General features: G+C 62.0%; 6 protein-coding genes. 4 read left to right on the top strand and 2 right to left on the bottom strand.

The window, feature by feature from the left end:
- Positions 1 to 445: 445 nt before the first annotated feature.
- Complete coding sequence (locus J3U87_RS05400; protein WP_237382011.1) at positions 446 to 2,767, bottom strand: FHA domain-containing protein; 2,322 nt, start codon at positions 2,765 to 2,767, stop codon at positions 446 to 448.
- A 1,018-nt stretch (positions 2,768 to 3,785) separates the two neighbouring features.
- On the opposite strand from J3U87_RS05400, the gene J3U87_RS05395 reads away from it, so the two are divergent.
- Positions 3,786 to 4,730, top strand: a complete 945-nt coding sequence (locus J3U87_RS05395; protein ID WP_237382010.1) for an SMP-30/gluconolactonase/LRE family protein — start codon at positions 3,786 to 3,788, stop codon at positions 4,728 to 4,730.
- A 57-nt stretch (positions 4,731 to 4,787) separates the two neighbouring features.
- On the opposite strand, the gene J3U87_RS05390 is transcribed toward J3U87_RS05395, so the two are convergent.
- Positions 4,788 to 6,116: a bifunctional folylpolyglutamate synthase/dihydrofolate synthase gene (locus J3U87_RS05390; RefSeq protein WP_237382009.1), complete on the bottom strand. Its 1,329-nt coding sequence runs from the start codon at positions 6,114 to 6,116 to the stop codon at positions 4,788 to 4,790.
- A gap of 749 nt (positions 6,117 to 6,865) precedes the next feature.
- Here J3U87_RS05390 and lexA point away from each other — a divergent pair.
- The 3 genes from lexA to J3U87_RS05375 all read left to right on the top strand — a co-directional run bounded on the left by lexA (position 6,866) and on the right by J3U87_RS05375 (position 12,276).
- Positions 6,866 to 7,513, top strand: coding sequence for a transcriptional repressor LexA (gene lexA, locus J3U87_RS05385; protein ID WP_237382008.1), 648 nt, complete (start codon positions 6,866 to 6,868; stop codon positions 7,511 to 7,513).
- 600 nt (positions 7,514 to 8,113) lie between these two features.
- Positions 8,114 to 9,271, top strand: a complete 1,158-nt coding sequence (locus tag J3U87_RS05380) for a DNA polymerase Y family protein (RefSeq protein WP_237382007.1) — start codon at positions 8,114 to 8,116, stop codon at positions 9,269 to 9,271.
- Entirely contained in the window at positions 9,271 to 12,276 is a 3,006-nt protein-coding gene (locus J3U87_RS05375) for a DNA polymerase III subunit alpha (protein ID WP_237382006.1), read from the top strand. Before J3U87_RS05380 ends, J3U87_RS05375 begins: the two co-directional genes overlap by 1 nt.
- Positions 12,277 to 12,281 lie beyond the last annotated feature (5 nt).

Here is a 12,281-nt window from a genome sequence, read left to right as displayed (position 1 = left end):
GTAACGCGGTACCGAAGCCGGCCTCGCTTCGTGGAAACGAATGACGGAATGCGATACACGATCCCTTCGTGAATGGGAAACTCATGGAGAGAGGGGCGATCAGCAGGGTTGTGAAAAGAAGCACGAATGGTTGCCGTACCGGAAAGGAAACGGGACCGGTTGTGCGACATGAAAAAGCACAGGGTCATCGGGCGAAAAAATCGACACGAAGGGTCAGGGGATGCGATTTACGCCCGATCTCGTTGGCTATCGCAACACCTCTAATCATAAACACGACTCAATTGTCGGGTCAATCATCATTTTCCAAATTTTCGCAAACAACAGGCATTACCTGTTTTTGCCTCGCAAAAGGTAATTACCGTCATCCGGTTTTCACCGAACCACGGTCGTCATTTTTCGGATCAGGCGCTCGTCGCCCCGCTCGGATTACCCGAGCCACCGGCGCCTATTCTTCCCGCAACGTCCTCGGGATGCGCACGATCATTTCCGTGTGTTCGCCTTCCAACGTCTGCACGTCGAAACTGCCGTGGTGTTCCAGGACCACGATGTCGTAGGCGATCGAAAGGCCCAAACCGATGTTCTTGCCACCGGGTTTGGTGGTGAAAAAGGGCGTAAAAATGCGGTCGCGATCGGCTGCCGGGATCCCCATCCCGTTGTCGCGCACGCGCAGTTCGATGACCTCGGACTGGGTCACCGTGGACACCTGCACCTGGGGCTGGTAGCCGTCGCCCAGGTTGATCCACTTGGTCAGGACCGACTCGATGGCGTTGGTGACCAGGTTGATGACCGTGCGACTGAGACTCTGCGGGCCCACGACGACCATGCCCACCTCGGAGTCCAACTCCTTTTCGATCACCAGCGGACAGTTCTTCTGCTCCAGGTCGCCGATGCCGTGATAGGCCATGCTGGAGTACTTTTCGATGAGCGCATTGAAATCCACCAAACGGCGGTTCTTGCTGGAGGCCTGGGCCAGGTCCATCATGCTGGTGACGATGCGGTCGGCCTTGCGTCCCTGCTCGCGGGAAACCCCGGCATTCTGCTCCAGATCCTGCACCAGGTCGCGAATCTGGTCGAAATCGTCCGCTTCGAACTGCTCGCGGCATTCGCCCAGTTTGTCCTCGAGATCGCGCACCAGCTCGTCCGCCACTTCGGCCAGGTTGTTGATGAAATTCAGCGGGTTCTTGATCTCGTGGGCGATGCCGGCGGCGAGCGTCCCGATCGAGGCCATCTTCTCCTTCATGATCAACTGGCTCTGCTTGCGCACGATTTCCTGATTCTTGTCGTGCAACTCCTGAACGTAACGGGCCTTGGCCACCGCCGAAATGGCGTGTTCGCGGTAGCGCTCGAGCTTGCGGGCGTCGGCCTCGTCGAAGGCATCGGCGCGCGAAAAACAGTCGAGCACGAGATAGCCCACCAGTCGATCGTTGAGGTTGACGGCCATCGAGAGCGTGGCGCCGGGCTGGATCGCCGTATCCAGCTCGTCGGTCAGGGTCCGCCGCAAAAAGACGCCCTCGTGAACCTCGGAGGCACTGGTCATGTAATTTTTCTCCAGTTCGGCGCGGGTGAAGCTCACATCGCCCAACTGTTCGGTTTCGTATCCCGCGGTGGCCGCGAACCGGAAGACCTCGCAACGCTCGTCCCACTGCAGATAAGCGCCGCGCTCGGTCTGGGGAAAGAGGATCAGCCCCTGGTCGAGAATCGTCTGGACCACACGATCCAGGGCCAGCTCGCGATTGGTCATACGGACGACGCGATCCAGTCCGGCCAGCTCTTCGTTGCGCGCCTGCAACTCGCGCGTCCGCTCGGCCACCTTCTTTTCGAGGGTGCGGTTGAGGCGGCGCAGTTGTTCGGCCGCTTCGTCCACCAGGATCATGTTGCGCAGCCGTAGCGCGGCCACCGAGGCCAGCGACACCAGCAGCGCCATGTCCTCCTCGGAGAACTGGCGCACGAAGGCGCGCGACACGAGCACGATCATGCCCAGCGCGCCTTCGGAATCCAACAGCGGCGCGGCGACCAGCGAGCGCACGCCCATGCCCACGATGCTGTTGGAACCGGAGAAGCGTTCGTCGTTCTCGGCATCGGCCACCAGGGCCGCCATGCGCTTTTCGGTGACTTCGCGAACCAGGCTGCGCGAATAGGTGAAGGTATGGGGATTGGCCGGCGGATAGACCGTTCGGGTGGCCGCGGGCGTGAATTCGCCGTCGGCGTCCTTCAGGAAAATAGCGCCCTCTTCGGGATTCAGCAGTCCGAAAACCCGCTCCAGGACCAGATCCAACAACTCTTCCCGGGTGATCGGGTGGCTGAGGGCGGCGTGAATGTCGTTGAGCAGCTTGAGCCGATCGGCAGCGCGTCGCAGCTCCTGCTCCCCTTCTACCGTCAAAACGTTGCCCGGCGCGCTGTCGAGCATCTCGGAGGCGCTCTTGAACAGGCGATGCGACCCCATCGGGCGGTCGTGATCACCGGTCAGGGTCTCGTCCTCCTGATACTTGTTCACGATGATCTTGGCGTTGGAAAGCCGCACCACCGCTCCTGGCGTCAACACCGTGGGATGCCGCACCAGGTAATCGTTGACCACCGTGCCGTTGTGCGAACCCAAGTCCTCGATGAACCACTGCTTTTCGCGGCAGAACATGCGGGCATGGCGGCGCGAGATGCTCTGCTCCGGGATCACCAGATCCGCGGAAGGCGATCGGCCGATCACGAGATTGGTTCCCTGGACCATGTGGAAAAAGGGCTCGCTTTCGCCGGGAATAATATGAAGTTTCAACACGTGGCCCACCTGCCGGTACGACACATACCATCCGGGACGTCACACACCATGACTCGATCCAAACTCGAAGAGACCGTCACACGCAGATCCCATAACCGGAGTATCTTCGGAAAACCGTGATAACGCCTATGATTCTAATGGATTCTCATCGAAATGCTAACCAGAAGTACGCGGACCTCTCCGTCACGAAAAACTAAACCTGCTGGATCAAAGCATTTAGCATGTTCCTAAAATCGGCGACAGGCAACATCGGCGGTGCGCGATCCGCGCCGATCACGGCCGTCCTCACGCGGAAACCCCACAAACCGAACGCAAAAGCGGTCGCCGTCCGGAACGTCCGTGGAAAATTCGGAAAACCATGAAGGAACGAACCCAGGGAGCAGGCCGGGAAGATGGGTCCCAGTCGTCGCCTGGAATCACCTTCGCACGGTCGCTCCTGCCCATTGACCGATTGCCGGACGCCGCCTCGAGGCACGAAAACATCCAGCCACCACGTTTTAAACATCTTAACATTCAAGGCAAACATCCGGAGCCGCCGCCGATCGAGGCCAAAGACTAGATTTTGGGCCGTCGCCTCGCGGTTCCTTTCTTCAAGTCCAGCCAGGCACCAGCCTTGTTTTGGCGAAGCCTTCCGAAAATGCCATAGATCCGATCCGCAAAAATCTGAACACCGCCGTACCAACGCCAAAGGTTTTTCTTCTGGGAAAAAATGTGTCCAGCGTAACAAACGAGTAAGATTTAGATGAATTTCACGCTTGACTCACTTAGAATAAGGCGATTTCAAATATCAATGCATACGCTTCGGCAAAAAACGCCATCTCCCGTCACACCGATCTATCTCGGAATTTTTGCCACCCCGCCCTTACGTCCTTCCTCCATTTAGTTCCCGCTACCTGAACCTTTTCCAGGTCTTCCGGACCTGCCCTTCTGCTCCTTGTAATGAATCTAGACATGCCTGCTTTACCGCACCCGACTCGCTGGCTGGATGGTCGTGGTGCCGAGGAGATAGACGCTCATGACACGATTCCATCGATTCTTTCTCGTTCTCGCGGGATGGTTCTGCATTTTGTGCCTCCCCCAGGCGCATGCCCTGAACACCATCGCCAACGGATTTTCCTGGGTGGAGAATCTGTGCTTCGACAGCAAAGGGAACCTCTTCGTTTCGGAGAACACGCACGGTGAGATCTGGCGTATCTACCGCGGCGAGACCCAGTACGCCATGGAGTTGATGCAGGACGACTTCAAGTCCGTACTGGGCATGGCCTACGATCCGGAGAACGACGAAATCTTTGCCGTGGTCGTACGGCTCGACGGGCGCTGGCGACTACCCCATAACTACTTGGTCGGATTCAAGGCCGATTACCCCGGCATGTACCGCATCGTCGCCGAGCTGTCGTGTGCCGGCAACGGCCTGGCGCTACACGGAGGCCACGCGTACATCACCACCGCGGGCACGTTCCTGCCGGGCCAGGCCGCGGTCTACCGCATCAATTTGGACACCGGCATCGTGGGTACCTTCGTCAACGGCCTGACCCACGCCAACGGGCTCGCCATCGACGACGCCACCCGTCAGCTCTACGTGGGCGAACTGGCGACCGGCAAGGTTCACGTCCACGACCTCCGCGACGGCGAACGGCTGCACAGCGTGCAGGTGCTGCAACCCCTGCACCTGGAGTGGCTGGACGACATTGTCCTGGACGCCGGCGGCCAGCGGCTCTACGGCGTCGACTTCGCCAAGGGTCGGGTGGTCTCGGTCGATTTGAACGCGCGACCCGACGACGAGCTGCCCATTTCCGTCGTACTCGACGACGGCGTCACCAACCCGACCGCGATCGCCTGGGGCAGGGGGCCCGGGTTCGATTCGTGCTCGCTCTATATCACCGAGGGCGGTGGCATCACCGGCCTGGAGCACAATCGCCGCGTTCTGGAACTGCGCAGCGTTCGCTGCGGCTCGCCCTGATTTCGACGCGCCGTTTCCCCCACCTTTCCCGCAACGGGCCCGAAACGGCGCACTCGCTCAATTCATGTCGCTCGGGGCGTTGCGCCAGCCGAAGCTGGCATTGACGTGGCGCAGAAACGGATTCTCGTTCAGGGCCTGGTCGATCATGTAGGCCGAACCGGTCAGGACCAGCACTTCCCCGTCCGCCAAGCGCGTGCGTTCGCGCCGATAGGCCTCCGCCGGATCGTCCACGACCTCGATCCGATCGTGTTCGGGCCGCAACGCCTCGGCGATGTCCCGCGGTGACTGCCCCACGTACGAGGCACTGGTGACGACGACGTGATCGGCGATGCGAAGCAGCGGCCGAAACACGGCGCGCGCGTCGCGGTTGCGCGTCAGGCCGACGATCAGGCGCAACGATTCCGAGGGGTACGCCAGGCGCAGTTGCTCGGCCAGTTTGGCGATCTTGTCGGCGTTGTGGGCCACGTCGGCCACCACGTTCGGGGCCAGGCGCCAAAAGCGGGCCGGCAGGTGATGGACCATGTTCTCCGTCAGGACCTCCAGGCTCAAGCCCGGGTAGAAATGCCGAATGACCTTGCAGGCCAGCGCCAGGTTGCGCAGCTTGAACCCCGGTTCGCGACGCGGCAGCACCGCCTGGATCGCGTCCGGATCGCCGTCGGCGACACCGATGACCTCGGCGCCCTCCGCCTGTGCGGTCTTCTCCACGAACGGCCGGTTCACCCCTTCCGCCGCCGTGAAGAACGGCCTGCCGTGCCGCGCGATCCCGGCCTTCTCCAGGGCCCGCTGCCAGCCGTGCTCACCCAACGTCTTGGGATGATCCTCGGCCACGTTGGTCAACACGCAGGCGTGGACGTCGAGCGCCATCAGCGGCGTGTAACGTCCGCCGGCACCCACTTCCATCACGCCCCACACCACCGCGTGCCTTTGGAACAGGTGCAGCGCGAGCAGGATCCCCTGCTCGGCGAACGTCAGCGACTCGCCGGGATGGCGCGCCATGAACGCCTGTTGATAGGGCTCGATGATCTTGCGGTACACGGTGACGATTTCGTCGTGACCCACCTTCTCACCATCGAGGTGAAAGCGCTCGGCGTAATCGAAGACGTGCGGCCCCGTCCAGGAACCGGTACCGCCGGCAAAGCGCAGACCGCCGCACAGGTAGTGGGCCACCGAGCCCTTGCCGTTGGTACCGGTGATGTGGATCAGGCGCGTGGGATGACCCTTGGGCCAGAAGTGCGCCACCGCTTCGCGCATGAAGGCGATCCGGCGCTTTTTACGGGCCGCCCAGCCGCTGTGGTAGAGCTCGTCGAGCGTCACCAGATAGGCCGGGTCGAAGCGTTCGGGATCGAAAGGGAAAGTGGGTGATGCATCGTCGCGACGAGAACTCATGGGGCAGGCTCCAAAACGGGAATGACGGGAAACGCGGGCGAGCCGCGTGCTCCACCATATCCGGGAAGCGATCCGGAATCAACAAGGGAGAGTTCGGGTTTCGGGCCGCCGATGCCAGGTTTCAGGCAAGCCACTACGAATATGCACCTTATCTGCTGATACCCGACCGCAAGGTATCAGGCGCCAGGTTTCAGGTCTCAGGTAAGCCACTGCAAGCATGCGCCTTACCTGTTGATACCCGACACCCGATACCTGGGGCCGTGGGGCTCGGGAAAAGGGCCATTCCCAAGCCTCACCAGACGGTATCCCATGTCACGGTTAAGAAGAAACCTGAATTATCGGCAAGGAAACCTTATTTTTCTCTCATCACTTTTGCCCGTTTTTTTCTAAAATAATGTGTTTGCGAGTCTCCCGCGACCCGGGTGACGCGTGACCAACTTCAGTAATTCCAATATGTATTCCGCTCCGATCTACGGAAATTACAGATTTTCGAACCATCCAAACTATGGGAAAACACGATTCGTCACCGGCATCTAACTGCCTGATTCGACGTGTTTTTTACAACCTAAAATCCCTAAATCATCCATTGACAACAACCCGTCCACAACCTAAGATAGGTTTTGTAAGGCTGATCAACGCGTTGGCAACTTTCGGGCTGATGACAATGGCGAACCGAACCGCAACACCCACGACAGACATCAAACCCGGGCGTCCCTGACCCCCGGATCCATCAATGGTGAGGATACCTTTTGCGACTGAACGAACGCCAGCAATCCATCTACAACAAACTCAAGGAGATTTTGGAAAAGGGGGCACCCATACCCACGGTCGCCGAGCTGGGTCAGATGTTCGGCATCACCCAACAGGCGATGTCCAAGAACTTGAAAGCCCTGGAGAAAGCGGAGTTGATCGTCCGCGATCCCAACAAGCGACGCAGCATCGAACTCGTCGAACCGCCACCGCAGGCCGTACGCATTCCCCTGCTGGGACGCATCGCGGCCGGCCAACCGCTGGAACCGGTGGAAAGCCAACGTTACGTGGAGGTACCCGCCAACCAGGTCCCGCGCGGTCAGGTGTACGCTCTGGAAGTCCAGGGCCAATCCATGATCGAGGACGGCATCCTGAACGGCGACATCGTCATCATCCGGCGCCAGACCATGGCCTTCAACGGCCAGACCGTGGTCGCCGTCGTCAACGACGAAGCCACCCTCAAACGCTACTATCACGAGGGCGACCGCATCCGGCTGCAACCGGCCAACGCGACACTCTCACCGATCTACGCCAGTCCCGAGGATGCCTTCGAGATTCGCGGTGTGGTCTACGCCCTGTACCGCCGCTTCGAGGAGGCCAACCCGTCCGGACACGCAACCGAAGCGGAGCAGGAAGCGACCGACTGATCCCCAGCGGCCGCACCGGCCCCCCTTCTCACTATCAACCCTTTTTATTCACGCCTCATATGTCGCAAATCCGCCGCTTCGGCGCTTTGTGTAGCTGATCGACGCCCGCCGATCAGGCACACAAAGTTCCGCAAGGTCCCACGCCACTTCGGCCCATCCCCGTGAACCGGTTCACCCCGCGCACGATGCCGGCCGGTACCGCACACACGCGGCGCGCCCCCCACCCGCGCCCCACCGATCACGATATGTGACAACCGCATCGCATCCACGCCGCCGTCACCACGCTCATCGCGACGATGCCCACGCTTCTCGGGCATGCGGCAGAGCTCCGTCTCCTCGCGGATACCGCGGCGGCCCCTTCCGGCCGAGACCACCGGGTCTCCGTGCGCCTCGGCATCGGTGCGCCCCGATTCCGCCCAAACGATCCCCCGCGGCGATTCGATCGCGAATCGTCCATCCCCGTTCACACGGCATCGCCGTGCGGGCCGTTCGTGCCCGTGTGCCCGAATTCCCGATATCGGATCCCATCCGTCACCATCGTTCCTCCGCCTGGCGCGGTCCGCCCGCGCACGGGGAGAACTCCGTCTCGAGGTAGCTCATATGACCGTCTTCCATCTGGACATCGAATCCTTCATCACCACCGTGGAGCGCATCGACGATCCCGAACTGGCGCGCCGTCCCCTGGTGATCGCGCCCGAGACCGGACGCGCCACCGTGGTCGCGGCCTCGCCCGACGCCAAACAGATCGGCGTCGACAAGGGCATGCCGATCCAGTACGTGCGCCGCTACTTCCCCGACATCCACATCAAGGTCCCCAGCCCGGATCGCTACCGGCGCGCCCATCGCGAGGTGCTCGATCTGGTTCGCGACTTCAGCCCCGTCGTCGAGCCGATCAGCTACGGTCACATCGCCATCGACATGAGCGGCATGCGGCGGCTCTACGGCAACCTGGAAAACGCCGCCCTGAAACTGAACCGCGAACTGCGCACGCGAACGCGCCTGCCCGCCACCGTGGGGCTGGCGCCCAACAAGCTGGTGAGCACCATCGCCGCCAAGGAGATCCAGAAATACCGCGAACCGCTGTGCACCGTCGATCCGGGCACGGAGCCCAAGTTCCTGGCGCCGTTGACCGCCAAGGCCCTGCCCGAGTGGCACGAACGCGCCATCCGCAAACTGCTGTTCGAACTCAATCTGCGCCGCATTCGCCACATCCAGGCCCTGCCGCTGCAACTCATGGGCTTCGCGGCGGGGGCCGCCGGACTCCAATTGCACCGTCACGCCTACGGCGTCGATCCCCGTCCGGTCACCCCGCCGCAGGATCACGACGCTTTCGCCGCCGAACACTGTTTTCAGCCGGACACCAACGACGACGAAGTGATTCAGGCGACGCTGTTCCAACTGGTCGAACGGCTGTGCGCACGCCTGCGTACCGAACGGGCCAGCACCGCCAGCGCGCGGCTGGCACTGCGCTTCACCGACGACGTCTGGCGCCACCGGCGCTTCAGTTTCACCCGCACGCAAACCGAGCGTACCATTCACCAGACACTGCTCGAGAGCTACACGCGCTGGTGCGATCGTCGCCAACGGGTGCGCTACCTGAGCCTGAGTTTCCAAGCCACGCGCGAGAACCAGCAACAACTGTCGCTCTTCGCCGCACCGAAACCGGACGCCCTGTCGCCACACCTCGATCGCATCCGGAAACGCTTCGGATCACATGCCATCCAGCGCGGCCGCGCGCTGTGGGGCCAGGCGTCGTAATGCACCCTGCCACCGATTTTCAGCACCTGCACGTCCACAGCAACTATTCACTGATGTGGGGAACCGCCCCCATCGAGGGGCTGGCCCGACACCTGCGCGAAAACGGCCAGCGTTTCTTCCCGCTGACCGACCGCAACGGCCTCTACGGGTTGGTCGACCACCTGCAATTGTGTCGCGAATACGAATTGGAGCCGATCATCGGCTGCGAACTGGTGACGAAGGACCATCAGGCGCTGTGCCTGGTCAAGACCCGTCAGGGTTACCAGAACCTCTGCCACATGCTCACCGACCAGTACCACGAACCGTCCTGGAAGCTACCCCGTGCGCTGCGCGACCATTACGAGGGCCTCGTCGTCATCACCCAGGACGACGACGTGCTGCACGCGATCCACGACACGGCCGAAGTCTACATCGATCTGTGGCCAGGAGATACAACCCGCACGCGGGCCTGCCATCGCAAGTGGAAGCTGCCGCTGGTGGCCACCGCCCACGCCTACACCGTTTCGTCGCGCGCCTATCCGCTGCACCTGATGCTGCGCGCCATCGACACCAACAGCAAGCTGTCGCGCCTGCCGCCGGGCGGCTTCATGCCGCGCGCGAGCTATCTGGCCTCGCCGGAGGAAATGTGTGCACGCTTCGAGACCGAACCGCAGGCCCTGGCCCGCACCGTCGAAATCGCCGAGGCCTGCACCTTCACGCCCACCATCGGCGAGCTGATCTTTCCCCCCTCGGAGTACGACGAGAACTTCAAGATCCTGCGCGAGAAGACCTATGCCGGCCTGGCCCGGCGCTACGAACGACTCACGCCCACCATCACCCGGCGCGCCGACTACGAACTCGACATGATCCGCCGTAAAAATTTCTCCAACTGCTTTCTCGTCATCGAAGACGTCGTCAGCCGCTTCTCGCTGACCTGCGGTCGCGGCAGCGCCGCGGCCAGCATCGTGTCCTTCGCGCTCGGCATCACCCACGTGGACCCCATCGCCCACAACCTGTTCTTCGAACGCTTTCTGAACCCCGGCCGCAAGGACCCGCCCGACATCGACATCGACTTCGCGTGGGACGAGCGCGATCGCGTGCGCGACTACCTCTGGGGCAAATACGGCGGGGCCCACATCGCGATGGTCTGCAACCACAACCGCATGCAGGCCCGCTCGGCGGTGCGCGAGATGGCCAAGGTCTACGGACTGGGCGACAAGGAGATCGCCAAGATGGCCCACCACCTCCTCCAGCTCAAGCGTTCGCCGAAGCACAAGGACACGCGCCCCACGGACCTGCCCGACCCCTGGCCCGACATCCTCGCCATGGCCCGCCGCCTGGAAGGCTTTCCCCGCCACATCAGCGTCCACTGCGGCGGCGTGGTCATCACACCCGACCCCATCACCCACCACTGTCCGCTGCGCCCCATGCCGATCGGCTACGACGTGGTGCCCTGGGACAAGGACGGGGTCGAAGACTACGGCTTCGTCAAACTCGACTTCCTGGGCAACCGCTCGCTGGCCGTGATTCGCGACTGCCTGCAATCGGTTCGCGAAAACTATCGCGTCGACATCCGCTACGACACCCTGAACCCCATCGACGATCCCCAAACCCAGACCCTGATCCGCGAGGGCAACACCATGGGCTGCTTCTACGTGGAATCCCCCGCGACCCGTCAACTGCTGCAGAAGGTGCGCATGGGCGACTACGAAACGCTGGTCGCCGTCTCCTCGATCATTCGCCCCGCCGCCAACGTGATTTCCGCCGAGTGGGTGCGCCGCCACCGCTGGATGCACGACGAACAGGGACGCCCGCGCCCGAACCGCAAACCCAACTGGCGGCCGATCCATCCCGATCTCGAGGAGGTCCTGGCGGAGACCCACGGGCTGATGGTCTACCAGGAGGACGTGACGCGCACGGCCATGGCACTGGCCGGCTTCAACGCCTGCGACGGCGACCGCCTGCGCAAGATCATCAGCAAGAAGGACAAACAGAAGGTGCTGCGCGACTATCACGCCCGCTTCATCGAAGGCTGCCGCGCCAACGGTCTCGCCGACGAGCGCATTCAGGACATCTGGGACATGATCCTCTCGTTCGCCGGCTACTCTTTCTGCAAGCCCCATTCGGCATCCTACGCGATGGTCAGCTTCAAGTCGGCCTTCCTCAAATTCCACTATCCGGCCGAATTCATGGCCGCCGTCATTTCCAATCAGGGCGGCTTCTACTCCGCGCACGCCTATCTGTCACACGCCCGTCGCAACGGGCTCGAGGTGCTCGGTCCCGACATCAACGACAGCCGCGTGACCTATCGCGGCTATCGGGGCCGCATTCGCATCGGTTTCATGCAGATCAAGGGTCTCAAGCGCGAAACCGGCGAGCGCATTCTGAAGGCGCGTCAGGACGGGCTGTTTCACGACTTCGGCGATTTCATGTTCCGCGTACGTCCCTCGCTGGAAGAGGCCAAGCGCCTGATTCTCGCCGGTTGCTTCGACCGCCTCGAGCCGGACCTCAACCGACCCTCGCTCATCTGGCGGGCACTGCACTGGCACGCCCTACACCGGCGCCAGAGCGAGGATCTGTTTCCCGAACCGATTCGGGTCGAGGATCTGCCGCGCATGGAAGACTACGATCGGCGCACCAAACTCGCGCTGGAACGGCGGCTGCTGGGCTTCCTGATTTCCTGTCATCCCCTGGAACTGTACCGCGAAGCGCTGGAACGCGTGCCGCGCATCGCCGCCACGGAGCTGCCGCGCCAGGTCGGCCGCAAGGTGACGCTGGCGGGTTGGCTGGTTACGGGAAAGACGGTGCGCACCAAACACGACGAACCCATGAGCTTTCTCACCTTCGAGGACGAGAGCGGTCTGTTCGAAACCGTCTTGTTTCCCGAACCCTTCGCTCAGTTCGCCGCTTGTCTCGATTACGCCAACGCCTATATTCTGCGTGGTGAGGTAACTTCGGACATGGGGGCGATCTCGGTCACCCTGCAGGAGGTCATTCGCCTCTCACCCCAGACCGCGGGCTCGTGACGGAC

Origin of the sequence: Sulfidibacter corallicola (assembly GCF_017498545.1) — a bacterium.
Taxonomy (GTDB): Bacteria; Acidobacteriota; Holophagae; order Acanthopleuribacterales; family Acanthopleuribacteraceae; genus Sulfidibacter; species Sulfidibacter corallicola.
The sequence above is the reverse complement of the archived record's forward strand: the minus strand, read 5'-3'. Positions and strand labels throughout refer to the sequence as shown.

Coding starts and splice junctions, on each gene's coding strand:
- J3U87_RS05380 (WP_237382007.1), top strand. CDS start 8,114: ATGACCGTCTTCCATCTGGACATCGAATCCTTCATCACCACCGTGGAG.
- J3U87_RS05375 (WP_237382006.1), top strand. CDS start 9,271: ATGCACCCTGCCACCGATTTTCAGCACCTGCACGTCCACAGCAACTAT.
- J3U87_RS05395 (WP_237382010.1), top strand. CDS start 3,786: ATGACACGATTCCATCGATTCTTTCTCGTTCTCGCGGGATGGTTCTGC.
- J3U87_RS05390 (WP_237382009.1), bottom strand. CDS start 6,116: ATGAGTTCTCGTCGCGACGATGCATCACCCACTTTCCCTTTCGATCCC.